At 61.1% G+C, this 25119-nt stretch carries 19 protein-coding genes; 9 read left to right on the top strand and 10 right to left on the bottom strand.

Features of this window, described 5'->3' with window-relative positions; all coding sequences use genetic code 11:
* Window positions 1-47 precede the first annotated feature (47 nt).
* Both eat and exaC read right to left on the bottom strand, forming a co-directional pair.
* Entirely contained in the window at window positions 48-1418 is a 1371-nt protein-coding gene (gene eat, locus NE357_RS25405; protein WP_169432082.1) for an ethanolamine permease, read from the bottom strand.
* A gap of 292 nt (window positions 1419-1710) precedes the next feature.
* On the bottom strand, window positions 1711-3231 hold the full coding sequence (exaC, locus tag NE357_RS25400; protein ID WP_134020938.1) for an acetaldehyde dehydrogenase ExaC: 1521 nt from the start codon (window positions 3229-3231) through the stop codon (window positions 1711-1713).
* Window positions 3232-3529: 298 nt separating this feature from the next.
* Between exaC and NE357_RS25395 the strand changes: the two genes are divergently transcribed.
* The 4 genes from NE357_RS25395 (at window position 3530) to NE357_RS25380 (ending at window position 7883) form a co-directional block, all read left to right on the top strand.
* Complete coding sequence (locus NE357_RS25395; RefSeq protein ID WP_169432081.1) at window positions 3530-5446, top strand: sigma-54-dependent Fis family transcriptional regulator; 1917 nt, start codon at window positions 3530-3532, stop codon at window positions 5444-5446.
* Between the two features lie 166 nt (window positions 5447-5612).
* Entirely contained in the window at window positions 5613-6962 is a 1350-nt protein-coding gene (gene mpl / locus NE357_RS25390; protein ID WP_007958628.1) for a UDP-N-acetylmuramate:L-alanyl-gamma-D-glutamyl-meso-diaminopimelate ligase, read from the top strand.
* A complete protein-coding gene (ubiX, locus tag NE357_RS25385; protein ID WP_085654987.1) occupies window positions 6959-7606 on the top strand; it encodes a flavin prenyltransferase UbiX in 648 nt (215 codons plus the stop codon). The genes mpl and ubiX overlap by 4 nt, the downstream gene beginning before the upstream one ends.
* Window positions 7599-7883 carry a YceK/YidQ family lipoprotein gene (locus NE357_RS25380; protein ID WP_169432080.1) on the top strand — a complete coding sequence of 95 codons (285 nt, stop codon included), beginning with the start codon at window positions 7599-7601 and terminating at the stop codon, window positions 7881-7883. Before ubiX ends, NE357_RS25380 begins: the two co-directional genes overlap by 8 nt.
* Before the next feature lie 43 nt (window positions 7884-7926).
* Here NE357_RS25380 and NE357_RS25375 read toward each other — a convergent pair whose 3' ends face one another.
* From NE357_RS25375 to NE357_RS25360, 4 genes are all read right to left on the bottom strand, one after another.
* Complete coding sequence (locus NE357_RS25375; protein ID WP_169432079.1) at window positions 7927-10527, bottom strand: hypothetical protein; 2601 nt, start codon at window positions 10525-10527, stop codon at window positions 7927-7929.
* 238 nt (window positions 10528-10765) lie between these two features.
* On the bottom strand, window positions 10766-11407 hold the full coding sequence (locus NE357_RS25370) for an oxidoreductase (RefSeq protein ID WP_169432078.1): 642 nt from the start codon (window positions 11405-11407) through the stop codon (window positions 10766-10768).
* A gap of 27 nt (window positions 11408-11434) precedes the next feature.
* On the bottom strand, window positions 11435-13162 hold the full coding sequence (locus NE357_RS25365; protein ID WP_169432077.1) for a C13 family peptidase: 1728 nt from the start codon (window positions 13160-13162) through the stop codon (window positions 11435-11437).
* A gap of 110 nt (window positions 13163-13272) precedes the next feature.
* On the bottom strand, window positions 13273-13728 hold the full coding sequence (locus tag NE357_RS25360) for a MaoC family dehydratase (protein WP_007909575.1): 456 nt from the start codon (window positions 13726-13728) through the stop codon (window positions 13273-13275).
* 193 nt (window positions 13729-13921) lie between these two features.
* On the opposite strand from NE357_RS25360, the gene NE357_RS25355 reads away from it, so the two are divergent.
* The 3 genes from NE357_RS25355 to NE357_RS25345 are packed head-to-tail and all read left to right on the top strand — an operon-like array spanning window position 13922 to window position 15601.
* Window positions 13922-14284 (top strand): CidA/LrgA family protein, encoded by a 363-nt coding sequence (locus NE357_RS25355; protein WP_169432076.1) that lies wholly within the window; start codon window positions 13922-13924, stop codon window positions 14282-14284.
* Window positions 14284-15000 (top strand): LrgB family protein, encoded by a 717-nt coding sequence (locus tag NE357_RS25350; protein ID WP_169432075.1) that lies wholly within the window; start codon window positions 14284-14286, stop codon window positions 14998-15000. The genes NE357_RS25355 and NE357_RS25350 overlap by 1 nt, the downstream gene beginning before the upstream one ends.
* A 10-nt stretch (window positions 15001-15010) precedes the next feature.
* Window positions 15011-15601 (top strand): LON peptidase substrate-binding domain-containing protein, encoded by a 591-nt coding sequence (locus tag NE357_RS25345; protein ID WP_169432074.1) that lies wholly within the window; start codon window positions 15011-15013, stop codon window positions 15599-15601.
* Window positions 15602-15612: 11 nt separating this feature from the next.
* Here NE357_RS25345 and NE357_RS25340 read toward each other — a convergent pair whose 3' ends face one another.
* The 4 genes from NE357_RS25340 to NE357_RS25325 form a co-directional block, all read right to left on the bottom strand.
* Window positions 15613-17076, bottom strand: coding sequence for a hypothetical protein (locus NE357_RS25340; RefSeq protein ID WP_249314344.1), 1464 nt, complete (start codon window positions 17074-17076; stop codon window positions 15613-15615).
* Between the two features lie 247 nt (window positions 17077-17323).
* Window positions 17324-20767, bottom strand: a complete 3444-nt coding sequence (locus NE357_RS25335) for a calcium-binding protein (RefSeq protein ID WP_169432072.1) — start codon at window positions 20765-20767, stop codon at window positions 17324-17326.
* Between the two features lie 139 nt (window positions 20768-20906).
* Window positions 20907-22223 carry a bifunctional DedA family/phosphatase PAP2 family protein gene (locus NE357_RS25330; RefSeq protein ID WP_169432071.1) on the bottom strand — a complete coding sequence of 439 codons (1317 nt, stop codon included), beginning with the start codon at window positions 22221-22223 and terminating at the stop codon, window positions 20907-20909.
* Window positions 22224-22277: 54 nt separating this feature from the next.
* Window positions 22278-22973, bottom strand: coding sequence for a DNA-3-methyladenine glycosylase (locus NE357_RS25325; RefSeq protein WP_169432070.1), 696 nt, complete (start codon window positions 22971-22973; stop codon window positions 22278-22280).
* A gap of 177 nt (window positions 22974-23150) precedes the next feature.
* Between NE357_RS25325 and NE357_RS25320 the strand changes: the two genes are divergently transcribed.
* Together NE357_RS25320 and nadD are read left to right on the top strand one after the other, a co-directional pair.
* On the top strand, window positions 23151-24422 hold the full coding sequence (locus tag NE357_RS25320; RefSeq protein ID WP_169432069.1) for a glutamate-5-semialdehyde dehydrogenase: 1272 nt from the start codon (window positions 23151-23153) through the stop codon (window positions 24420-24422).
* On the top strand, window positions 24391-25113 hold the full coding sequence (gene nadD / locus NE357_RS25315; protein WP_249314343.1) for a nicotinate-nucleotide adenylyltransferase: 723 nt from the start codon (window positions 24391-24393) through the stop codon (window positions 25111-25113). The genes NE357_RS25320 and nadD overlap by 32 nt, the downstream gene beginning before the upstream one ends.
* The last annotated feature ends 6 nt before the right edge of the window (window positions 25114-25119 follow it).

Genomic DNA, 25119 nt, shown 5'->3' with positions numbered 1-25119 from the left:
CACTTATATATAGCGGGCACCGGGCGAAACGCCCGGTGCCGGTGCAACTAGATACCTTCGAGCATAGCGTCTGCCGGTGCTTCGGAGCGTTGCTTGGCGGTCAGATGGAAGTACAGGTAACCGGCGGCCATGAACCCGAGGAACACACAACCGATCAGCGTGTTGAACCACGCCATCGCCACCAGGCACACCAGCGCCAGAAACAACGCGATCCCCGGCACGATCGGATAACCCGGGGCGCGGAAGGTACGCTCAAGGTTCGGCTCGGTTTTGCGCAGTTTGAACAGGCTGAGCATGCTGATGATGTACATCACGATGGCGCCGAACACCGACATGGTGATCATCGCCGCCGTGAGGGTCATGCCTTGCAGATTGACCAGGCCGTCGCTGTAGATCGCAGCAATGCCGATCACGCCACCGGCCAGGATCGCCCGGTGAGGGGTCTGGAAACGCGAGAGTTTGGCCAGACTTTTCGGCAGGTAACCGGCCCGGGCCAGGGCAAAGAACTGCCGTGAGTAGCCCAGAATGATCCCGTGGAAACTCGCCACCAGCCCGAACAGACCGATCCACACCAGCATGTGCATCCACGTCGAGTTGTTGCCGACTACCGCTTTCATTGTCTGGGGCAGCGGATCGTTGATGTTCGCCAGTTGTCGCCAGTCGCCGACACCGCCGGCCATCACCATCACGCCGATGGCCAGGAACACCAGGGTCAGGATGCCGCTGACATAAGCCTTGGGAATCGTGCGTTTCGGGTCCTTGGCTTCCTCGGCCGCCATGGCTGCGCCTTCGATGGCGAGGAAAAACCAGATCGCGAAGGGAATGGCGGCGAAGATCCCGGGAATCGAGCCGAGGCTGAACTCGCTGGAGCCCGACCAGCCATTGAGCACGAAATTACTGAAGCTGAAGCCCGGTGCAACGACGCCCATGAACACCAGCAATTCAGCAACGGCCAGCACGGTGACCACCAACTCAAACGTCGCGGCGATGCTGACGCCGAGGATGTTCAGGGTCATGAACACGAAATACGCGCCGACCGCCGCGACTTTCGGATCAAGCTCCGGGTATTGCACATTGAGATAGGCGCCGATGGCCATGGCGATGGCCGGCGGGGCGAACACGAATTCGATCAGCGTGGCGATCCCGGCGATCAACCCGCCTTTCTCGCCAAAGGCCCGGCGGCTGTAGGCAAACGGCCCGCCCGCGTGGGGAATCGCGGTGGTCAGTTCGGTGAAACTGAAGATGAAGCAGGTGTACATGGTCGCAACCATCAGGGCCGTGACCAGGAAACCCAGGGTTCCCGCCGTGCCCCAGCCGTAACTCCAGCCGAAGTATTCGCCGGAAATCACCAGGCCGACGGCGATGCCCCACAGATGCAGGGTGCCGAGTGTAGGTTTGAGCTGTGTGGTGGAAGTCATAAGTCCTCTCTGTCTTTTTTATTGTTTGATCTGTTGGACTTTCGGGTGCAGAGGATTGAGTGGATGGATGCTGTTCACGCAGCGGCGGTGTTCAGGCAAATCCTGAATGACGGGTACGCAAGGCCCGTGCCAGAGCGGCCAGGCTTCGTGTTGTGTCATTAAGGACGCCATCGCTGGCAAGCCAGCTCCCACAGATTTCTGTGGTGTTCGGACTTGCGCACCCTGTGGGAGCTGGCTTGCCAGCGATAGCAATTAAAAGGGCGACACCGATAGTTCGGTGTCGCCCGGTTTTTTAGAAGAAGCCCAGCGGGTTGATGTCGTAGCTCACCAGCAGGTTTTTGGTCTGCTGGTAGTGGTCGAGCATCATCTTGTGGGTTTCACGGCCGACGCCGGACTTCTTGTACCCGCCGAACGCGGCATGCGCCGGGTACAGGTGGTAGCAGTTGGTCCACACACGACCGGCCTTGATGGCGCGGCCCATGCGATAGGCGCGGTTGATGTCGCGGGTCCAGAGGCCGGCGCCGAGGCCGAACTCGGTGTCGTTGGCGATGGCCAGGGCTTCGGCTTCGTCCTTGAAGGTGGTGATGCTCACCACCGGGCCGAAGATTTCCTCCTGGAATACGCGCATCTTGTTGGTGCCCTTGAGCAGCGTCGGCTGGATGTAATACCCGGTCGCCAGGCTGCCCTCGAGTTTTTCCACCTTGCCGCCGGTCAGCAGCTCGGCACCTTCGCCCTTGGCGATTTCCAGGTACGAAAGGATCTTGTCGAATTGCTGTTCGGACGCCTGGGCGCCGACCATGGTGTCGGTGTCGAGCGGGTCGCCACGTTTGATCTGGCTGACCTTCTTCATCACCGCTTCCATGAACTGCGGATAGATCGACTCCTGAACCAGCGCACGGGACGGGCAGGTGCAGACTTCGCCCTGGTTGAAAAACGCCAGCACCAGGCCTTCAGCGGCTTTTTCAATGAAGCTTGGCTCGGCCTGCATGATGTCTTCGAAGAAGATGTTCGGCGACTTGCCGCCCAGTTCCACGGTGGACGGAATGATGTTTTCGGCGGCGCACTTCATGATGTGCGAGCCGACCGGCGTCGAGCCGGTGAACGCGATCTTGGCGATGCGCTTGCTGGTGGCCAGGGCTTCGCCGGCTTCCTTGCCGAACCCTTGCACCACGTTGAGCACGCCCGGCGGCAGCAGGTCGCCGATCAGCTCCAGCAGCACACTGATACCCAGCGGGGTCTGCTCGGCAGGTTTGAGCACCACGCAGTTGCCGGCGGCCAGGGCCGGGGCGAGTTTCCACGCGGCCATCAGGATCGGGAAGTTCCACGGGATGATCTGGCCGACCACGCCCAGCGGTTCATGGATGTGATAAGCGACGGTGTTGCCATCGATCTCGGCAGCGCTGCCTTCCTGGGCGCGCAGGCACCCGGCGAAATAGCGGAAGTGGTCGGCGGCCAGCGGGATGTCGGCGTTGAGGGTTTCGCGGATGGCTTTGCCGTTGTCCCAGGTTTCGGTGATCGCCAGGGTTTCGAGGTTCTGTTCGATGCGGTCGGCGATTTTCAGCAGGATCAGCGAGCGGGCCTGGGCGGAAGTGGAGCCCCAGGCATCGGCAGCGGCGTGGGCGGCGTCCAGCGCCTTTTCGATATCTTCGGCCGTGGAGCGCGGGAATTCGGCAATCGGCTGGCCATTCACTGGCGAGGTATTGGTGAAGTACTGACCTTTGACAGGCGCGACGAACTCGCCGCCGATGTAGTTACCGTACTTGCTCTTGAACGAGACTTTGGCGCCTTCAGTACCGGGGTGGGCGTAACGCATGATGTTCTCCTTGGCTTTGTACTTATTAGAGAAACGCGCATGAGCGCTTGCCATAAGCGTAGAGCAAAGGGCGGGCCACTGCCGTGCAGGTCAGGCAAATCAAGGCCTTGCGAGGTTTGTGTCGGACAAGTGGCAAGCGTCTGTGACGGTATCGGTACAGCTTGAGTGACAGTTTGTACCGCTTCTGGCACAACCCGTGACCGGGCGGTCTTGCCAGCATTGCAAAGACCGGTGGGCTGGAGGATGCTGGGCACCACTTCACGCATGGGCCGATGAGCCTCGGGGAGAATAATAAGAAATGCACGACAACCATTTGAGTCGCCATGCCCAACAGGTTCTTACCGTCACCCAGGGCAAGCCGCACCTGCATGGCCCCGGTGCCGACCCGTCGATTGCCCGCTCGTGGCTGCGTTGTCTTGAGGACTATCACCTCGACCCGGCCCTGACCATGGCGCCGACCGTGCTCGAGCACGGACGCGTCCTCGAAAGCCGCGAACGGCTGCAGCAGGTGTTGCAGATCGCCGGCAACGAAATGAGCAGCCTGCATCAACAACTCTCCGGCGCCGGACACGCGGTGCTGCTGACCGATGCGCGCGGGGTGATCCTCAACTGCGTCACGGCTGCCGCCGAACGCAAGATCTTCGAACGCGCCGGCCTCTGGCTGGGTTCCGACTGGAGCGAGGCCTGCGAAGGCACCAACGGCATCGGCACTTGCCTGGTTGAACGTCAGGCTTTGACCATCCATCAGGACGAACACTTTCGCGGGCGCCACACCGGCCTGACTTGCTCGGCGAGCCCGGTGTTCGACCCCCACGGCGAGTTGCTGGCGGTGCTCGACGTGTCCTCGGCGCGGCCGGACGTTTCGCGCCAGAGCCAGTTCCACACCATGGCGCTGGTCAATCTGTCGGCGAAGATGATCGAGAGCTGCTATTTCCTGCGCTGTTTCGATAATCAATGGTTGCTGCGTTTCCATCTCCAGGCCGAATCCGTCGGGCTGTTCAGCGAAGGGCTGCTGGCGTTTGACGGGGAAGGGCGGATCAGTGCGGTCAATCAGAGCGCATTGAATCTGCTGGGACACATTCGTGGTGGTTTGCTCGGTAAACCGGTGGAGGCGTTTTTCGATTGTTCGCTGGATGAGTTGCTGGGGCGCGCCAGTGCCCATGCCAGCGCAAGCTGGCCGCTGCGCACCCGAGACGGGCGGCATCTGTTTGCGGTGTTGCGCGCAGAAGCGCGCAAGCCGTCTCCCGTGCTGCCGAAACCGGCAGTTCCCGAGGCGCCACGCCTGTCCGGCATTTGCCTGGGCGATGCCGGGCTGCAAGCGGCTTTTCGCAAGGCCCTGCGGGTGTTCGAGCGCGACGTGCCGCTACTGATCAATGGCGAGACAGGCTCCGGCAAGGAAGCATTTGCCAAGGCTGTGCATCAGGCCAGTCAGCGTGCGAGCAAGGCTTTCGTTGCCCTCAACTGCGCAGCGATACCCGAAAGCCTGATCGAGAGCGAGTTGTTCGGCTATCGCGGCGGCAGCTTCACCGGCGCGCGCAAGGACGGCATGCGCGGCAAGCTGCAGCAGGCCGATGGCGGTACGTTGTTTCTCGATGAAATCGGCGACATGCCGCTGGCACTGCAAACCCGGCTGTTGCGAGTGCTGGAAGACCGGCAGGTGGTGCCGATCGGTGGCGAGCCCGAAGCGGTCAACGTGCGGATCATCAGTGCCACTCACCGCAATTTGCTGGAACGGGTTGGCGACGGCAGTTTCCGGGAAGATTTGTATTACCGGCTCAACGGGCTGGAAGTGGCGCTGCCGCCGTTGCGCGAGCGCAGTGACAAGTCGCAGTTGCTGGATTTTCTGCTGGCCGAAGAGGCGGGCGGGGAACAGATCCTGATTGACGAGCCGGCGCGCCGGGCTTTGCTCGGGTTCAACTGGCCGGGCAATGTGCGGCAGATGCGCAATGTGCTGCGCACACTGGCAGCGTTGTGCGATGAAGGGCGGATCGGGCTGGAGGACTTGCCGGCGATGCTGCGGCAGGTGCAGCCGCTGCTGGCCAACGTCGAAGAAGCGTCGTCCGAACATCCACTGGAAGATGCCGAGCGGCTGGCGTTGCTCAATGCGCTGGAACACACGCGCTGGCACATGACCCACACGGCGCAACAATTGGGCGTCAGTCGTAATACGCTCTATAGAAAGTTGCGCAAGCACGGGATTGCCCGAACCGCCTGAATGCTCCTGCCGATCGTTCCCACGCTCTGCGTCCGCTTTTGGACGCAGAGCGTCCTGTGCTGCATTCCCACGCAGAGCGTGGGAACGATCATGTCGGGTGATCAGCTAAAGAGTGCGATTTCCCCCTCCCTGCGCTAACCTGCGGCCATGTTTTACGAGGTCGACTATGCACATTCATATTCTGGGTATCTGCGGGACTTTCATGGGCTCGATGGCGGTTCTGGCCAAAGAGCTGGGCCATCACGTGACCGGCTCCGATGCCAACGTCTATCCGCCGATGAGCACCCAGCTCGAAGCCCAGGGCATTCAGCTGACTCAGGGGTACGACCCGGCCCAGCTTGATCCGGCACCGGATCTGGTGGTGATCGGCAACGCCATGTCCCGCGGCAACCCGGCAGTGGAATATGTGCTGAACAAAGGCCTGCCGTATGTATCCGGCCCGCAGTGGCTGGCGGATCACGTGTTGCAGGGTCGCTGGGTGCTGGCGGTTGCCGGTACTCATGGCAAGACCACCACCAGCAGCATGCTCGCCTGGGTACTGGAGCATGCCGGCATGAGCCCGGGCTTCCTGATCGGTGGCGTTCCGCAGAACTTCTCGGTGTCGGCGCGTCTGGGCGGCACGCCGTTCTTCGTGATCGAGGCCGACGAATACGACAGCGCGTTCTTCGACAAGCGTTCGAAGTTCGTCCATTACCGTCCGCGCACGGCGATCCTCAATAACCTCGAGTTCGATCACGCTGACATCTTCCCTGATCTGCCGGCCATCGAGCGGCAGTTCCACCACTTGGTGCGGACCATTCCGAGCGAAGGCCTGGTGATCCACCCGACCACCGAGCCGGCCTTGCAGCGCGTGATCGAGATGGGCTGCTGGACCCCTGTGCAAACCACCGGTGCCGGCGGTCAGTGGCAGGTCAAATTGCTCAAAGACGACGGCTCGGCGTTCGAAGTGATGTTCGAGGGTGTGTCCCAAGGCGTCGTCGAGTGGGAGTTGACGGGGCAGCACAACGTCGCCAACGCTTTGGCCACTCTGGCCGCAGCGCGTCACGTCGGTGTTGTGCCGTCGATGGGCATCGCCGGGTTGAGCGCGTTCAAGAGCGTCAAACGCCGGATGGAAAAAGTCGCGGAAGTGCGCGGCATCACCATCTACGACGATTTCGCTCACCACCCGACCGCGATTGCCACCACCCTCGACGGTCTACGCAAACGCATTGGCGATGCGCCGCTGATCGCGATCATCGAGCCACGTTCCAACTCGATGAAACTCGGCGCACACCGTGACGGTCTGCCGGACAGCGTGGTCGATGCCGATCAAGTGATCTGGTACGCCCCGGCCAACCTCGGCTGGGATCTGGCAGGCACCGCCGCGTTGTGCACTGTGCCGTCGATCGTCAGCGATTCGCTGGAAGGCATCATCGAACGCGTCAAGAGCCAGGCCCAGCCCGGCACTCATGTAGTGATCATGAGCAACGGCGGCTTCGGCGGCCTGCACGGCAAACTCGCCGAGGCGCTGAAATGAACACTCGTCTGCAGAGCAATGGCCCTGAACGCATCACGCTGGCGATGACCGGCGCGTCCGGCGCCCAGTACGGCTTGCGCCTGCTGGATTGTCTGGTGCGCGAGGATCGCGAGGTGCATTTCCTGATCTCCAAGGCCGCGCAACTGGTGATGGCCACCGAGACCGACGTGTCGCTGCCGGCCAAGCCGCAAATGATGCAGGCGTTCCTCACCGAATATACCGGCGCGGCTGCCGGGCAGATCCGTGTATACGGCAAGGAAGACTGGATGTCGCCGGTGGCCTCGGGCTCCGGTGCCCCGGCCGCGATGGTGGTGGTGCCGTGCTCGACGGGTACGCTGTCGGCCATCGCCACCGGCGCCTGCAACAACCTGATCGAACGGGCAGCAGACGTGACGCTGAAGGAACGTCGCCAGTTGATTCTGGTGCCACGCGAAGCGCCGTATTCGAGCATTCATCTGGAGCACATGCTCAAGCTGTCGAACATGGGCGTGACCATCCTGCCGGCCTCGCCAGGTTTCTATCACCAGCCGCAGACCATCGATGACCTGATCGATTTCGTGGTGGCGCGGATTCTCAATCTGCTGGGCATTCCCCAGGACATGCTGCCGCGTTGGGGCGAACACCATCTGAGCAGCGATGAATAAGCTGCTGGCGATCCTGCTGATCTTGCAACTGACCGGCTGCGCCACGGCGCGCACGCTCGATGCCGCCAAGCCCGGCGCGCCGGTGGTGTATTCCGGCACCCGACTGGACTTGTACGCCATGAATGGTGGCTGTTGCGCGATGGATCGATTCGGCGCCGAAGCGCCGAGCTATCCCGCAGTGGATCTGCCGGCCAGCGCATTGCTCGATACGCTGCTATTGCCGTTGTCGTTGCTGACGGTGCTGGGCGTAGGGTTTCAGGCCACTGGCGGGCTGTGAAAATCAATGGCTCGACCACGCAGGATCGAGCCATTGAAACTGCCTACAACGTGATCGTTTCGGGTGGAAAGACGATGTCGTCGGAGAAGATGTCCTGTCCCGTCGGCAACTCGATAACGCGCTTGCCGGCGCTCGCCACTTCATCGATCAGCGCGTCATATTCGTCACGGTTCAAGTCTCCTGCACGCGTGCGGGCCTCGATGGCATCAGTGTGGTTCTGATTCGATCCGGTGGCGCGTGACTGTGCCTGCAGATAGATATCCTCCACTGTGGCCGCGCGGGTCATGGTCGAGTTGACGAGCCAGACGCGTCTGGAGGTGAGCCCGATCGGAGACGTCGAGACATGCCCCTCCATTTTCATGCTCGGGAACAGGATTTTGCCGTCAGCGAGGCTCTGGTTGGGCCGCATTGGATTGTAGGCGCGATTTTCCTGTCCCGGAACGACCTCCACATTGCGAGTGTCGAGCAGGTAGCAGAATCTGATACGTCGCGGGTGGGGCGCCAGGCCGGCGTGACTGTTCTGGCGCGATTCGCTAGCCGCCAGCGGATCCTCTGTCCGGACGACCTCATTCGCGAAATCCATGGCAGTCTTGAGACTGAACACCGCGCTGACGGGAGTCTCGCTCGTGGAGCCTACGGTCGATAACCGTTGTGGAACCATGGCGGCGGGCCGGGCAATTTCGAAGGGCATCCGCTCGTCTACTTTGAACACGGCGGGGATGTCGGTTCTGTACAGGTAGTTATGCTTGTTGCGTTTATAGCCACTGTGTACCAGCAATTCTTGAAAGAAGGGGGCCGTCAGGCTGGCTTTCAGAATGCTGGTGCCTTCCCCCTGATTTCTCAAACTGATCATTTCGGCACGAATTTCCGGCAGAAACGGATCGTAGAGTTTTGGGTTGGCTACGAGTCGCGTGCGATCTCGATGTGTCTTTGCCCACGTGGGCAGCTCATCGTTGATCAGATTCTTGAACTGCCCGGTCGGCGATATCTCCTTGCACAGTCGCGCCAGTTGCAGGGTGGACAGATTGTACGGCTGGAAGCGGGCAATGACCTGTTCCTTTGAGTCGAGCTGAGAATAAGGGCGTGTCCACAACCGCAGGTATTCGATCAACTGTTCGCGCCGGGAAGGCGCTTCACGTTGTTTGATCCATGCGGGTGGTTTCCCGGAGATCGCAACGTCCCGACGAAAGCGCACGAGGTCGTCTCCTTCGATCCTGTACAGGTTCCAGATATCGATGTCCCGCCAGTAGGGTCGGAATGCCCGTTGTTCCGCTGAATACTTCACAGGCCTGACGACAGTCAGGCCGGATCCTTCGGGGAACGCCACTTGAGTGAGCGGGCCGTGACTGTCGTCCAGGCCAGGTTTGCGCCGCATTTCGACGTAACCATGAGGGTCTGGTTTTTCGAGATCCCAGGTGTAGTGACTCTTGTCACCGTAAACCGGTGTGGCGTCCGGGTTTTCTGGTGTGCCGGGTTTCGACAGGCGCGGCAACGAGTCGGGCGTCGACAGCTCTGGTAAAGGCGTTCGAGGGGGTGGTGCGGGGCGGTGCAAAGTGACGGTTTCGAGATGTTCGGCCCACTTGGCAGGGGGACGTTTCTGATGGTCCAGGAGGCGGTTGAACATGTTGCGGTCCATCTCCGGCCCCAGCCAGCGACGTAGCTCGTCAAACAGGTAAGTGTTTTCCATCCGTCGTGCGCGAACATGCGCCCACTGAGGTTTCCTGCCGGTGCGCTCTGCTTCGGCGCGAAAACGGGCGATGTCTGCACCCTGTATGCCGTAGAGATCCCAGATGTCGCGATCTGTCCAGGCAGGCAGCAGTTCGGCTGGCTGATCGATGGGGTGAGCGGGAGGCTCGACACTGACGAACGCACCGCTATCGTCCCTGAACGCGTGGTGCAACGGAGGGCCAACCGAGTCGTCCAGCCGCATTTTTCGGTGCATGAGCACATAACCATGGTGATGGTGGGTGGCTTCGTCCCATACGTAATGCCGGGTGTCGACGTACACGACGGGAGTGACCGATTGCGGCTGAGGCGGTCGCCCCGGTTGTGGCTGGAATGCCTGTGCCAGGCTGTCGTCTGCGTCGACTACCGGCTGATGTATCGTCGGTTCAATCGAACGGCTGACAATTTGCGGCCTGCCGATCCGCCAGGTATTGCTCTCGGGGTCGAAGTGCAGGGCAGGGCCAGAGGGGTGCGCTTCCTGTGGAAGGATGGGGCGGTAGGTTCCGATGCTCTCGTCCCAGGCCACCATGACCGTTGTGGTCGAGGTGTACTGCACCTCGGCGTAAATGCGCCCTTTGTGGACGCGTAACCCTTCGGGCCCCACGGCAGGCAAAAGGGGTCTTGCCTGGGATGGCACTTCATATTGGCGAATCGATTCGGTCGAGCGGGGATCGAGGAGCGAGGCTCCGGGGTTCTCGGCGACAGGGTTTACCAAGTCCCTGACCTGCATCGCGGGCAATCTGTCGCTTGTAACGGCGGGCAGTGTGGTTCCCGGTTGCTGGTTGGGCAGAGAGAGTTCCGGTCCTTCGAGGCGAACCAGCCCCGGGATCTCAAAACGCGGAACTGACGGAGGGGGTGATGAATCAACGGGGTTGTGGGGTGTGCCGGTGTTTTTCGGCGTTGGGTTTTTGGGTGCCATCTGGGAATCCTTTCAATGATTGCCCGACGTGCTGCCGTCTCATGTGGGGATGACAGCAGGCGCAGGCGTGCCGGCAGGCACGTTATCCATGGAAGGGAAGGCGAATGAGGTAAATAGATAGGACGTGGTTACTGATTCGATTCAGTTCGTTTCAACTGTCGGGCCGTTCAACGCGAGATCCTCGGACTCCATTGGAAATGGCCGTCCGGATCCGCGTTGAACTGCCGGGTGAGGGAGCTTACTTGCCGAGTTTGCGTAACTCATCCGACTCGACGATCCGCACCCCGTCCTGCTCTTCCAGCGCGAGGCGCCACATGGCACGGGCCAGTTGGCAGGCTTCGATGCCGCGGTACTTGCCGGGAATCAGTTTCGAGAAGGGGGCGGCCAGTTGTTCGCCCAGGCGTGGCTCGCTGCGTTCGCCAAGCAACAGCGATGGCCGGCAAATGGTCAGTTGCGGCCAGTCCTGCGCGCGCAATGCATATTCCATCTCGCCTTTGACCCGGTTGTAGAAAATCGAGGATCGGCGATCGGCCCCGAGGGCACTGATCACGATCAGGTGTCGTGCGCCCATTTCCCGGGCACGCTTGGCGAATGCTACGACCATGTCCAGATCCACGGCGCGAAACGCCTCTTCGGAGCCGGCCTGCTTGATGGTGGTGCCGAGGCAGCAATAGGCGATGTCGACCCGGCCGGCCAGTTGTGGAAGGAACGTCTGTGGATCACCGACCGGGTTTTCCAGGTGCGGATGTTCGGCCAGCGGCCGGCGTGAAGGGGCCAGGACACGGGTAATCGTCGGCTCGTTGAGCAAACGGTCGAGCAGATGTTCACCGGTCAGCCCGGTGGCTCCGGCAAGCAATACATGCTGAGGCGTCAAGTACATAGTGTCTCTCCCTTGATACTGTTCAGCTTAGTTGCTGTTTGTCGCTCCGTCGTTCAACGCAGCACTTTGCAACGCTTTTCTCGCCTGTTGCTTGCGCAGTAGCTGCCAGTGCGCAAGCACGGTTTTCGGTGCCCAGATCTGCGGTTCAGAAGCTTCGAAGTTGTCCGCCAGCTCGCGCTCGGCAACCGTGGCCTTGGCCAGTTTGAAGGCTTGCTCCAGGTCGTCGGTCTGGTTCAGTGCCTGGGCAAACAGGGCATCGCCGAAATAGGTGAAGTTGGCCTCCTCGGAGCAGCCGAATGACACGCGGTCGGCGCGCGAGGCGGTCATGATCAGCGTTCTTTCGTCCTTCAGCGCCGGAATGAAACCACCGGAATAGCACGCGGAAATCACGATGATCTTGTCGCGGTTTTTCAGCGGCGCGAGCACGGCGGCGAGTTCGTCGGCGGGCAGGTCGGCAAGCTCCATGCGCGGCTGATCGAGGACCAGTTCGTGCTCGGCGGTGCCGTGGCTGGTCAGATAGATAAACACCAGGTCTTCCGGGCCAGTGCGTTCGGCCAGGGTCAGTGCTGCTCGGCGCAGGTTTTCGCGGGTGGCCATCGGTCGATCGCCCAGGTGATCGCGATGGTTGACCAGGCGAATCTGGCCAAAGGCGCCGAAACGGCTGGCGAGCATGTTGGCCACGTAGTCGGATTCGCGCAGGAACACGCTTTGCTTGCCGTCGCCGCCGAGGGTCAGGGTGTACAACTCTACCGCCGGGGTCGAGGCTGGCACGTTGGCCAACGCTTCGTCGAGCAGGCGGCCCTGGGCCAGCAGGCCGAGTTCGAGGGTGTCGGGCAGCAATTTGCCGTCTGCATCGCGCACGCGCTGGCCATTGATCCAGGTGCCGCTGAGCACGGTGCCGTCAGTCAGCACCAGCGTGCCGCGTCCCGCGTAGCTGTCGCTGTCGAAACCGCCGATGTAGAAACTGCCGTCGGACAGATTCAAGCGGCCCTGGCCACTGAAACGCCAGTCGTTGAAATAACCGATGTAATGGCTGCCGTCGGCACCGATCAGTTCGCCCTTGCCAGTCAGCGCGCCTTCCTTGAACTGGCCGAGCCAGACGTCGCCGTCGGCGTTCTCGTAGCGGCCCTTGCCGTGCAGTTGATTGTTCTTGAAGCCACCGACATAGATGTCGCCGTCGGCGCTGTTGAAGGTACCGTTGCCTTCGAGCTGGCCATTTATGAAGTGGCCGCTGAACTGATTGCCGCTGGCGTCGCCGCGCTGGCCTTCACCGTTGGGTTTGCCGTGGGCGAACTGACCCTGGTAGGAGCTGCCGTCGTCGAGTTCCAGGCGACCCAGGCCGGAATACTGATCGTCCTTGAATTCGCCGCGATAGGTCATCGCGTTTTCCTTGAGGGTGCCTTCGCCCTCGCGCCGGCCGAGCTTGAAGCCGCCGGTGTAGCTGCCGCCGTGGGTGGTCAGCGTGCCCTGGCCGTCGAACAGGCCTTGCTGGAAATTGCCGCGATAGACTTCGCCATTGCTGCCGTGCCATTCGCCCTGACCGTGCCACTGCCCCTTGTCGAACGTGCCGGCGTACCAGCTGCCGTTGGGGTAGTCGACCCGGCCCTGGCCTTGCAGCAGACCGTTGACCAGCTCGCCGCGATAGCGTCCGCCGTCGGGCAGGCGTGCGTCCGGGGGCAACAGCGATTCGCCGTCGCCGCAAGCGGTGAGCATCAGGGTCAGGGCAAGCGGTGCAAGAGCAGCAAGTTGGCGCATAGCGGGATCCGGGCAATTAGGCGACCGAGTATGCCGCAGCTATGTGACCTTATACAGCCGGCAGGGAGGAGTGGATGCGAAACCGCGTGAGCGGCTTCGCATCCCGGCACTCAGACGAAGCAGAGCGACAGCGGTTCGGCGATGTAGGCCGGTTTGTCCGAGCCTTCGATCTCCAGGGTGGCGGTGGCCTTGAGCAGCCACTGGCCGGGTTTCTTTTCGGTCACTTCGCCGAGGTCGACCTTGAGCCGGACTTTGGAGTTGACCTTGACCGGCTGGATGAAACGCACGCTGTCCAGACCGTAGTTGACCACCATCTTCACGCCTTGCGGCAGGATCAGGATGTCTTCCATCAGTTTGGGGATCAGCGACAACGACAGGAAACCGTGTGCAATGGTGCTGCCAAATGGCGTTTGCGCGGCTTTGACCGGGTCGACATGGATGAACTGATAATCCCCGGTGGCTTCGGCGAACAGGTTGATGCGCTCCTGATCGATGGTGAGCCATTCGGAACGTCCGAGTTCCTTGCCGACATAATCTTTGAGCTCTGCAACTGGAACATAGGGCATTGAGACTCTCCTTGGGTTCATCGGTTTTATAGTTTTTCAGGTGGGGGATTTGACCGCCCTGCGAACCACTGTAGATCATCATGGCGATTTGCTCAGGTCAACCGACCATGCTTTTGGCGAATGCCGATCCATAGCGCAGGCGTGCTTATAATGCCGACGACTTGCGGGTTGGAAAGTAAGACGGAGATGACGGATGTTGCTACGCGGCCTGACGTGGCTGGTGCTGTTTCAATTGCTCGGCACGGCCCTCAATCATTTGCTGTTGCCGGTGCTGCCGGGGCCGATCATCGGCCTTTTGCTGTTGCTGGCATTCCTGATCGTGCGCGGTGAAGTCGGCGAGCCGCTGAATCTTGCGGCCGGCAGTCTGCTGCGTTACCTGCCGTTGCTGCTGGTGCCGCCGGCGGTGGGTGTGATGGTCTATGCCACGGCGATTGCCGCGGATTTCTGGGCGATCGTCGGTGCGCTGGTGGTGTCGCTGATTCTGTCCATGGCTTTCGCCGGGGTGTTGATGCAGCGCCTGGTCAAGCGCCACGCACCGCATTCGGAGGAATCCTGATGCTGTTTGACTGGCAAGGCGCCTGGGCTTCGGTGATTCATCACCCGCTGTTCGGCATCGGTATCACCTTGGGGGCTTACCAACTGGTACTGGCGGCGTTCGAGAAAACCCGCTGGATCTTTCTGCAACCGGTGCTGGTGTCGATGCTGCTGGTGATCGGCGTGCTGGTCGGTTGCGGCCTGACTTACGTCGAGTATCGCAAGAGCACGGAGATCCTCAGCGTTCTACTGGGCCCGGCAACCGTCGCGCTGGCGGTGCCGCTGTATCTGAATCTGCGGCGCATCCGCCAATTGTTCTGGCCGATTTTTACTACGCTGGTGATAGGCGGGGTGGTCGCCACGGGCATGGGCGTGGCGCTGGGCTGGTGGTTTGGTGCCGATCACATGATCCTGATGACCATGGCACCCAAATCGGTGACCTCACCCATCGCGATGCTGGTGGCTGAGCAGATTGGCGGTGTCGCGGCATTGGCGGCAGTGTTCGTGTTGATCACCGGGGTGATCGGCGCGATCTTCGGCCCGGCGTTGTTGACCCGCCTCGGTGTGCACAGTCCCGAGGCGCGCGGCATGGCGCTGGGCATGACGGCGCATGCGGTCGGCACGTCGGTGGCGTTGCAGGAAAGTGACGAGTGCGGCGCCTTCGCGGCACTGGCGATGAGTCTGATGGGCGTGGCCACGGCGGTGTTCCTGCCGTTGGCGGTGTCGATGGTGGTGTAAGGAAATGTCTATGAGTCTGCCGCTTTTTCCGCTGAACACGGTGCTGTTTCCCGGCTGCAACCTGGATTTGCAGATCTTCGAGGCGCGCTACCTGGACATGATTGGCCGCTGCATGAAGCAGGGCGGCGGTTTCGGCGTGGTGTGCATTCTCGAAGGCCATGAAGTCGGCGCTGCCCCCGAAGGTTTCGCCATGGTCGGTTGCGAAGCGCGGATCACTGACTTCCAGCAGCAGGACAACGGACTGCTGGGCATCCGGGTGCAGGGCGGACGCCGGTTCATCGTGCAGCGCACCGAAGTGCAGCGCGATCAACTGATCGTCGCCGAGGTCGAGTGGCTGGACGAAGAGCCTGAGCAACCCTTGCAGGATGAGGACGCCGATCTGGTGGCGTTGCTCAAGGCTCTGGCCGAGCATCCGATGGTTGAGGCGCTGAACATGGGCACCGAAGCGGCAGGGCAGCAGTCGCTGGCCAATCAGCTGGCGTATCTGCTGCCGTTTGCCGAGGAAGACAAGATCGACTTGCTGCAACTCGATGACCCGCAGCAGCGACTGGATGCGATCCAGGCGCTGCTCGACGAGTTGCAGGGCGAGTTGTTTGCCTAGAGTCGAAATCGCTATTGCGGCCAGATGATGTCGTTGGCGAACCACTCCTTGTCCTTGCCCAGTGTCAGTATCGGTTTGCCGGCCTGGGCTGCCTTGTCGATCAGAGCATCATATTCGTATCGATTGTAGGCGCCTCGATGGGTTCGCTCTTCCATGTCCATTCGTGACTGATATCCGGCCTCATAAGCAATGTCTTCGACTTTTGCGGCGCGAGTCAGGGTCGAGTCGAGCAGCCAGAGGCGATTCGAATCGATGCCCCGTTTCGATGCTGAAATCAGCGCCTCAAGCTCATCCTCCGGGAACCACGCACCCTTGTCCCTGGCCGCGGCATTGAGCAGGTGATTCTCCTCTCTAAGAACGACTTCCATTTTTCGTGTGTCGATGATGTAGGCGAATATGATCTTTTGATCGTGCCGGACGGTTTCGTAATTGCGTTCGGGGTCGAGCTCTACGTCCGACGCTTCGGACCAGTCATTGTCAGATTCCCCTGACTCATTGGCGGGATCGCCGGGCTTGCGTCCGGGGTACTTGTTTTTCTGGTTGTTGTAGAGCAGGTATACCGGATCGGGCGAATCGATGCCTTTGCCGGCATATTCATGAACCAGTTTCAGGCTGACGGTTGCGCTGACCGGTTTATCGGTGGTTGCTCCACGAGGATGCTTCAATCGCGGCAACATCCGGTCATCGTTGTAGAACTCGAACGGTGTCCGTTCATCAGCCCGGAACAGGGCCGGAATGTCCGTCCGGTACAGGCAGTCGCTGTCGTTGCGCAGGTACCCCAGCTTCGCAATGAATCCGTCGAGAAATTCGCGGCTGACGCTCTCGCTGAAATCACCATAATCGCCCAGACGACTGAGCAGCAGCTTGCCGTTTCTCAGGGGAAGGAGCAGGGGTTCTATTTCCTGATGGAGCGCGTCGTAGCGTCCAGGGTCGTCAGTGTTCAGGGATCGTGTCTTGTGCTGCACGACCCATTCCGGGAGCTCTGACGGATGGGCGATCAGATCGTCGCGCAGTCGAACGTGCTGGAGCGGAGAAAGGTTGTATGAACGCAATTGCATGACCCGCTCACCGTGAGTCATCTGCGGGTACAGCCTTGCGAAATGCGTACCCAGCAGTTCGGACGTGGCTGCTTTCAACTGGGCTGGCACCAACGTGATTCGCGGCTGTCTTGTCGGCACCGCCGCTTCTGCGGCACGGTTATCCGCACTCGGTCGTTTGAGCGGATGGGCTGTATCGGTCTGTCGAGCAGGGCTCCAGGTTGATTCGCCGGCGTTTCTGTAGAGCGCAGGTCCCGGCGCAAGCTTTCGGTACAGATCCATGGCCCGATACGTGCCCAGGTTCGGGTCGAACTCCACATGCACGGTGCCGCTGTCTTTGACATCGACGAACTTGCGTCCGACGACATAACGCAAGCCCTCTTCATTGGCCGGTTGCATGTTGCGCAGCAAGCCGGGGCTCAACAGATAGCGGCTCAACAGGGTTGCCGATTCCCGGGACCGCTCAGGCAAGTCCGAGAACTCGACTCTGGAAGGGGTGGTGATAGCGGTGGATGGCAGTTGATGCCCCGGGGGGCGATTGCCTGATATGACCGGATCGGAAAGTGAATCATGTGACGGTGGTATCTGCCCCTGTGGCCGCAGCCGGGGAGGTTGAATCGAAGGGTCGGCGGACGTGTCGATCCTGGACGGGGTTGGCATTGAGGGTGGTTTGGGGCGCATGGTGTCATTCCTTGACGATGGACAGGTGTTCGGCCGATATCACACGGGACGGCTCGCTTTCGAGTCTCCAGGTGTCGGTGGCAACGTTGTAGAAAATCCTGCCGGAAGTGGCATCGCGCAAGCGCAGGTTCAGAACCTGCAAATCAGTGTTTTCAAGTTCGTCGCGATGCTGGTGGTCCCTCGCGTCCTGAACAAGCGCATCGATTGTCGAGTACGCCCGAGCATCCGCCACGCAGAGACCAATCACCTCGAACAGGTTATTGATCCGGTAACGGTTCCCGGACGAGATCGCTACCTCGACGGTTTCCAGGGGCAATAGTGGATCGTTACTGTCCGGCAGGTGAATGTGAACGCTGCCGATTTTGATCAGGTCGTTCTTGATGCTCAGGTCGCGCAGGGTGATTTTTTCCGGCAGGAGATGCGTGTGAATGAGCCAGGTGGATGAACCGGAGAGTCTCACGTCAGCTTCGGCGGTGGACAGGCGGATGGAGAGATTGCTGGCGGGGAAAAGCTCATAGCTTGCCGATCTTCCTTCCAGCCAATAGGTCGCGTTGTGCTCGGTGGCCAGAAAGTCGACCCGTTGCGGGGTGTTCTTCAAGGCGCGCTTGCTGACAAAGGGGCTGACGAACAGGTATCGGCCCGCTCGCTCGCGCAGTGAGGCTCGGCTTTCAATGAGCCGGTAACCCGGATTCTTTGCATCTTCCAGATAGTTATTGCGGGGGAAGTCCAGGTGGTAGGAGACGCCATCGCGCATCACCAGGGTCAAGGGATGATTCATCGCCCACCCTGCGGCCATGTTGCCGGCGCCCATGTCGCTCTTTCGGGTCCGGTTCCCGATCACGTTTCCATGCAGCGAGAGCCGGGCTCCCCGAGCGAACGTCAGGGTGAAATGGACATTGTCGTAATCGAGGAATGTGAACGCCTCCATTTCCGTGATGCTCACGACATAAGTGGCGCTGACCCTGACAATTTCCTCACTGTCGAAATCGACGTACACGGTGCTGTGCGAAGGGAGGCTGTCCTTCGGGGCGAACAGGGCGGCGCGACGGATCTGGCGGGAAACGAAATAGTGAGAGTGTGCTTGAGCCGACAGTACGTGCGGATGATCGTTGATCTGCACCGGAGACGCCTTGGGTACGCCTGACGTTCGGATGGTGACGCTGACGGGCAGATCGCCGGACTGCAGAATCTCGGTGGGCCAGTCCGGCTGCAAGTGGAAACCGTCCTGGGTAATGAACGCCCATTTTTCATGGTGCAGGATGCGTTTGCCATCCATGGTCCGGTAAGCGTTCTCCAGTATCAGTTCACGCCTGGGCGACCCGGGATCATCGTCTCGAAGTGACTCGATCACCAGCGCGTTCTCCCGGACGAACCAGCGCTGGATGGCTTCAAGCGATACGCCCAGATAGACCGTGCTCGGCTCCAGACCGTCCTCGGTGATGGAGATCCTGTGGCACATCGGGTCTAGATAATAGATATCACTGCCGGGACCGCCATCGACCGTGGCATTCAGACCACGTACGGATATCTGATCATCCCCGGCACCGGCCTCGACGTGATCGTTACCATTGGCTGCAATGATGTCCGCCTGATCGGAGCCGATGACCCGATTGGTTGCGCCGGCAAGTGTCTCGACCTTTTCGATGGACTTGAGTGTCGAATGCAGTACCGGTTCAAGTCCCGGGCTCGCGGGGCGCAACGCCAGCCTTCCGCGTTTCAGATCAATGTCATAACCGAGATGGCGGGGTGGGTCGGGAATATGGTCGAGGTGCTTGTGCGTGCCTTGAAGCCACAATAGATCGATTCCATCTCCACCCGACAGTTCGCTGGCCTTGATCGGGTCGTACGAGAGTGCTTCTGACGCCGACTGAAACACAAAGGAGTCGTTCTTGTCGCCACCGCTCAGGGTTTTGCGGCCTGTGGTGTAGCTGAAGAAATTCGGCTTTTCCTTAATACCCTGCACCGTGTCATGCCCACCGCCCAGACTCCAGAAAACCCCTTTGGCAGGGTCACTTTTCGTTATGGAGACGACGGAATCCGAATCCGGTAAACCGTCACGCGCGTCATTCGAGTCGTCTGTGTCTTTGATGATGGGCAGGTTTTCGATGGTGTAGGGCGTTTCGCCCTTGTCTTCGTCCCATTGGTAACGATAGAGACGGGTGGGTTGCAGCGTCACCTCGAATCGACCGTTGACAATGACGTCGACGGTTTCCCTGAATTCGTTGTCCAGCCATCGAAGGCTGCGCGTCTTCAGGGCTTTGGCGTAGTCGTCGGTGGTCTTGGCGACCAGGTAGCGATCCATGAGCGCCTTGTCCTGACGCTGTCCGGTGAACGCAAACCAGCCGGCACGCCAGCGTTCGTTCACGGTCAGTTCGATGTAGTCGTCAATATCGTCGACCGCCCGCACCGCACCATAGATTTTTGATCCGACAATCATGATTGCGGCGGCGGCGATACCCACCGGGCCTGCCGCCTGGAATCCCGCCAGTGCTGCGCAGCCAAGGGCCAGGGACAGCGCGCCACTGAACACGCTCAGTCCGCCGGTGACATACAGGTCCTGCGCTTCCTTGCCCTGGGCCTTGGCCGCATCGGTGAAGGATTTGATGGCGGTATAGATATCGAAGGGCAGTGTCAGCACGCTGGCGATCAACCCGGCTCCACGACACAGCCACTTGCCCATGGAGGTCTTGCCGAATTGTTCGAAGGCCATGGATCCCTGGCGGATCATTTGCTCGCCGGTCTTGCTCAGGGCGTATTCGACTCCCAGTGAAGTGATTTCCGAGAGACCTCCGCCAAGGTTGATCAGCGCTTCAGTCGTGTCACCTTTCTTCAACGCGTCGATGGCGCCGATGTAAGCGCTGTAGAGTCCGTACGCCTGCAGCCCGACGCCCATGCTGGCCATCCCGCGGCTTTTGGTTTTATCGACCCAGTCCGGCAAGTGTTCGGGCAACGGGTCCCGACGAATGTCCAGGCGTTGGGTGGCGTTCAGCAGGTGGTTGATCTTGTTCATGGCGTCAGCGAACTCACCGGTGGGCATCTCACGCATGAGTGGTGGGGCATCGGGAGAGCGCTGGGTGACGATTTCGTACAGCAGGGGCGGGATCTGAGCGTTTTCCGGTGAGGGAACGGATCTCATGCGCTGTTCGATCTGAGTCGTATCGAATTCCAGTGCATCGATGAACGCTTGGTCAGGTTCGGAAAAGTAGGTGCTGCTCGCCGAGAGGGCTTGCCCGTGGATTCGGCCACCCAAGGCCTGAAGCGTCTGGCGACTGACGCTGAACTCTCCGATGCGCAGAGGGCCGAACAGGGTGTCGATATCCGCAAGCCCGGGCTTTTGGCCCGAGGCCTGAAGGGGGGGCTCCGATTGGATGTTCAGGTCGGATATTTTGATCGGAGCTGGCGGTCGGTCAGTCCGTGAAACAGGGTTCAATTGATTCGTCAAAGTCATGGTTCTTTTCACAAGTCCGTTTGTGGTGCTGCTGCCGAAATGTGGCATGGGACACGGACTTGTTCATGAGCATTTGCTTTGCCAAATGTTTGATGACGCTCATCGGCGCCGGATGCACCGATGAGCATTGAGCGCGGGCTCAGTAGGCATATCGCAACAAGGTGTGTGGCAAATGCCGCAATACAAAAAAACCGAACAGGGCGACCAGCGCAGGCAGCACCAGCCACCAGACCTTTTGCGGCATCGCTTCAAGCGGGGAGCGGCGCTGAGTCAGCCACAGGCTCGCTGCGCAGACGCAGGCGGCGAGCATGGCACCGGCCAGGACATCCGTCGGCCAGTGTGCTCCCAGATACACCCGTGACAGAGCAATCGCCAGCGCCGGAATGCAGCCGATCAACAGCCAGGTCAGGCGCAGTCTTGGCGGTTGCCCGCGTCCGGCCAGCACCGCCAGTGTCAAAAACAGCGCGAACGACCCGGACGCGTGGCCGCTGGGCATGCTGTAACTGGTGATCGGGTCGGTCAGCACTTCCGGGCGTACCCGGGCGAAAAACAGTTTGGTTCCGGTGTTGGCCAGTGCGGTGACGAGCAAGGTACTGCCGGCGAAGATCGCCTGACGCCACTGGCGGCACAGCAGCAACAGGCCGGTCAGCAGAATGCTGAACACCAGCATGTTGCGGAATTCGCCGATCAGGGTGAAAACCACCGCAACTTCGTCGAGCGCCGCACTGCGGTGTTCCTGCACAAGGGTCATGACGCCTTGATCGAGTGCTGTCAGATACGGATAACCGATGAACAGCGCGATCAGGATCAACAGGCTCATGCTGCTGATCCAGACCGTCGTCCGGCGATGGCGGCGCAGGCTGCTGTTGGCGCTCAGGCCGACCATCACCGCGATGCTGCCGGCGACGATTCCTGCCTGCAGCCAGAAGCCTTCCGGCAACGGCAGACGAATCGCCGCCCCGGTGGCCCAGCCCGGCAGCAGGTAGGCAATGCTCCAGCCCGCCGCCGCCAGCAGGCTGACGGCAGCGAAGCGCGGGAAGGGCATGTCGCACATCCCGGCGACCATTGGCAGCATCGGCCTTAGCGGACCGATGAAACGCCCGACCAGCAGACTGGCAATACCGTAGCGCTGGAAATAGGTCTCCGCGCCGGCCATCCACTCCGGGTGATGACGCAGTCCCGGCAGGCGCCGGATGTTCTGATGGAAGTGGCGTCCGAGGAAATACGAAACCAGGTCGCCAAGAATCCCGCCGAGAAAGCCCAGCAACAGGGTCTCGCTCAGTGACAACGCGCCGCTGCCGGCAAGTGCCGCCACGGCGAACAGCAGCACTGTGCCGGGAACGATGATCCCCGCAATCGCCAGGCACTCGACTAAGGCCACGATGAATACCGCAGCGGCCAGCCACTGCGGGTTGGCGGCCAGCCATCCGGTCACGCTATCGAGCCATGGGCCCATACAAAGCACTCCATTTCATTGATGTCCCAGGTCGGCGTACCGCAGAGGGGAATTTCACAGCAGAAAGTAATCACGCCCTTCGACCTGACCCCGGCGCAACGGGTTCCGGGTGCACCACTGGGCGTAGGCTGCGTCGACGAAGCGATACATCAGGTGCTCGTCGCGCCCGCGGGGGATGCCCAGGCGGGTGGTCTGGATGATGTGCCCCGGCGCAGGGCCGGTGTCCTCCACCAGCAGTATTTCGTGGTCGAAGCGCTTGGCGTCCCACACCGGCACCTTCAGTCCCAGTGCCTTGCACAGCAGAGTCTGCCCGGCACAGAGTTTCTGCGAGGGGCGCGGGTGGCCCTGAGCATCGGGATTGTTCAGCAGCATTTGCGCGAGACTGGCCGGGCCGCTGATCTCGTCGACCCATGGATAGGCCGATTTGATCAGCACCGCATTGCCAGGCCCCTGGGCACTGAAATTCAACGAGTCGCCGCCACGGGCGTAGTACATATAGATGTGGCCACCATCCAGAAACAAAGCTTTACGCTTTTCCGTGTAGCCGAGGGACGCGTGGCTGCCTTTTTCTTCGCAGTAATACGCTTCGGTTTCGATGATCCGGGCGCTGAGCCACAGGTCGCCGACGCGATGGCGGATGACTTTGCCGAGCAGATCCCGGGCAAGCGTCTGGGCGTCACGGTCGAAAAAAGCGTCCGGAAGGCCCATCGGCAGGCGCTCGGCGTGGGCACGAACGGTCAGATTGGACATGGCAAACGGTGTTTATCCAGGTGAAAGAGGTCGTGATGATAACAATCCGAGCCTTAATTACGGCTGAACATCGGCAAATCGCCGTCCATTTCGACCATCCGCCCGTCACCGCTGTTAGTCCCGGGACGCGACAGCTATAATCTGCCGCTTTCCTCTTTGCCAAGACCCCAGCAGACCATGACTGAGTCCGTTCTTGACTACATGACCCGATTGGGTCGCGCCGCCCGCGAAGCTTCCCGGGTCATCGGCCGTGCCAGCACCGCGCAGAAAAACCGCGCCCTGCTGGCTGCCGCCAATGCCCTGGATGCCGCCCGCGCCGAGCTTGCAGCAGCCAATGAACAGGATCTGGCCGCCGGTCGCGCCAACGGTCTGGAGCCTGCACTGCTGGAGCGTCTGGAACTGACCCCGGCGCGCATCGACGGCATGATCGTCGGTCTGCGTCAGGTCGCAGCGCTGCCGGACCCGGTCGGTGCGATCCGCGACATGAGCTTCCGTCCGTCGGGCATTCAGGTCGGCAAGATGCGTGTGCCGCTGGGCGTGATCGGGATCATCTACGAATCCCGTCCCAACGTGACCATCGATGCCGCGAGCCTGTGCCTGAAATCCGGCAACGCGACCATCCTGCGCGGTGGTTCCGAAGCGATTCATTCCAACCGCGCGATTGCCGCCTGCATCCAGCGCGGTCTGGCCGAAGCCGAACTGCCGGCCGCCGTGGTGCAAGTGGTGGAAACCACCGACCGCGCCGCCGTTGGGGCGCTGATCACCATGCCCGAGTACGTCGATGTGATCGTGCCGCGCGGTGGTCGTGGCCTGATCGAGCGCATCAGCCGTGACGCCCGTGTACCGGTGATCAAACATCTGGACGGCATCTGCCACGTCTATGTCGGCGAACACGCCGATCTACCGAAAGCCCAGCGCATTGCCTTCAATGCCAAGACCTATCGCTACGGCATCTGCGGCGCGATGGAGACTCTGCTGGTCGATCAAAGTGTTGCGAAGGGTTTCCTGCCGTCGATGGCGAAGCAGTTCCGCGAAAAAGGCGTCGAGCTGCGTGGCTGCGAGCGCACCCGGGCGATCATCGATGCCGTGCCGGCCAGCGAAGAAGACTGGAGCACCGAGTATCTGGCGCCGATTCTGTCGATCCGCGTGGTCGACGGTCTGGACCAGGCCATCGAACATATCAACCATTACGGCTCCCACCACACCGATTCGATCGTCAGCGAAAATCTCGCCGACACCCGCCAGTTCGTGGCTCAGGTCGACTCGGCGTCGGTGATGATCAACACCCCGACCTGCTTCGCCGATGGATTCGAATACGGATTGGGTGCCGAGATCGGCATTTCTACTGATAAGCTGCACGCCCGTGGCCCGGTGGGCCTCGAAGGACTGACCTGCGAGAAATACATCGTGGTCGGTGATGGCCAGTTGCGCGGCCAGGCGACGGTCTGACTTGTCCGACCTCGACCTGAAAACGCCGAAGTCCGGCAGAAAGTCTCGTCCCCAGCGCATTGGCGTTCTGGGCGGTACGTTCGATCCGGTGCATGTCGGCCATTTGCGTGGCGCACTGGAAGTTGCCGAAGCGCTGGCCCTCGATGAGCTGCGCATGATGCCCAGCGCCCGGCCGCCGCATCGCGATACCCCGCAGGTGTCGGCGCAGGATCGGTTGGCAATGGTTGAATGTGCGGTGGCCGGTGTGCCGCCGCTGGTGGTGGACGCCCGCGAACTGCAGCGGGACAAGCCGTCCTGGACCATCGATACCCTGGAGTCGCTGCGTGCCGAAATGGCCGCCGGGACCCAGGTTTTTCTGCTTTTGGGCTGGGACGCATTTTGCGGCCTGCCCACTTGGCACCGCTGGGAGGAGTTGCTCCAGCATTGCCACATCCTGGTGCTACAGCGCCCGGACGCCGACAGCGAACCGCCGGATGCCTTGCGCAACCTGCTGGCAGCGCGTTCGGTGAGCGACCCGCTGGCCCTGAAAGGGCCGAGCGGACAGATTGCATTCGTCTGGCAGACACCGCTCGCGGTCTCCGCCACCCAGATCCGTCAACTGCTGGCCAGCGGTAAGTCGGTACGTTTCCTGGTGCCCGACGCGGTCCTGGCCTACATCGATGCGCACGGTCTGTACCGTGCGTCGAACTGAACAAGG

This window comes from Pseudomonas sp. G7(2022) (assembly GCF_052660475.1).
The sequence above is the reverse complement of the archived record's forward strand: the minus strand, read 5'-3'. Positions and strand labels throughout refer to the sequence as shown.

What these genes read in the sequence shown, in the direction of transcription:
- eat (WP_169432082.1), bottom strand. Translation starts at nt 1,418, where the DNA reads ATGACTTCCACCACACAGCTCAAACCTACACTCGGCACCCTGCATCTG.
- exaC (WP_134020938.1), bottom strand. Translation starts at nt 3,231, where the DNA reads ATGCGTTACGCCCACCCCGGTACTGAAGGCGCCAAAGTCTCGTTCAAG.
- NE357_RS25395 (WP_169432081.1), top strand. Translation starts at nt 3,530, where the DNA reads ATGCACGACAACCATTTGAGTCGCCATGCCCAACAGGTTCTTACCGTC.
- mpl (WP_007958628.1), top strand. Translation starts at nt 5,613, where the DNA reads ATGCACATTCATATTCTGGGTATCTGCGGGACTTTCATGGGCTCGATG.
- ubiX (WP_085654987.1), top strand. Translation starts at nt 6,959, where the DNA reads ATGAACACTCGTCTGCAGAGCAATGGCCCTGAACGCATCACGCTGGCG.
- NE357_RS25380 (WP_169432080.1), top strand. Translation starts at nt 7,599, where the DNA reads ATGAATAAGCTGCTGGCGATCCTGCTGATCTTGCAACTGACCGGCTGC.
- NE357_RS25375 (WP_169432079.1), bottom strand. Translation starts at nt 10,527, where the DNA reads ATGGCACCCAAAAACCCAACGCCGAAAAACACCGGCACACCCCACAAC.
- NE357_RS25370 (WP_169432078.1), bottom strand. Translation starts at nt 11,407, where the DNA reads ATGTACTTGACGCCTCAGCATGTATTGCTTGCCGGAGCCACCGGGCTG.
- NE357_RS25365 (WP_169432077.1), bottom strand. Translation starts at nt 13,162, where the DNA reads ATGCGCCAACTTGCTGCTCTTGCACCGCTTGCCCTGACCCTGATGCTC.
- NE357_RS25360 (WP_007909575.1), bottom strand. Translation starts at nt 13,728, where the DNA reads ATGCCCTATGTTCCAGTTGCAGAGCTCAAAGATTATGTCGGCAAGGAA.
- NE357_RS25355 (WP_169432076.1), top strand. Translation starts at nt 13,922, where the DNA reads ATGTTGCTACGCGGCCTGACGTGGCTGGTGCTGTTTCAATTGCTCGGC.
- NE357_RS25350 (WP_169432075.1), top strand. Translation starts at nt 14,284, where the DNA reads ATGCTGTTTGACTGGCAAGGCGCCTGGGCTTCGGTGATTCATCACCCG.
- NE357_RS25345 (WP_169432074.1), top strand. Translation starts at nt 15,011, where the DNA reads ATGAGTCTGCCGCTTTTTCCGCTGAACACGGTGCTGTTTCCCGGCTGC.
- NE357_RS25335 (WP_169432072.1), bottom strand. Translation starts at nt 20,767, where the DNA reads ATGACTTTGACGAATCAATTGAACCCTGTTTCACGGACTGACCGACCG.
- NE357_RS25330 (WP_169432071.1), bottom strand. Translation starts at nt 22,223, where the DNA reads ATGGGCCCATGGCTCGATAGCGTGACCGGATGGCTGGCCGCCAACCCG.
- NE357_RS25325 (WP_169432070.1), bottom strand. Translation starts at nt 22,973, where the DNA reads ATGTCCAATCTGACCGTTCGTGCCCACGCCGAGCGCCTGCCGATGGGC.
- NE357_RS25320 (WP_169432069.1), top strand. Translation starts at nt 23,151, where the DNA reads ATGACTGAGTCCGTTCTTGACTACATGACCCGATTGGGTCGCGCCGCC.
- nadD (WP_249314343.1), top strand. Translation starts at nt 24,391, where the DNA reads ATGGCCAGTTGCGCGGCCAGGCGACGGTCTGACTTGTCCGACCTCGAC.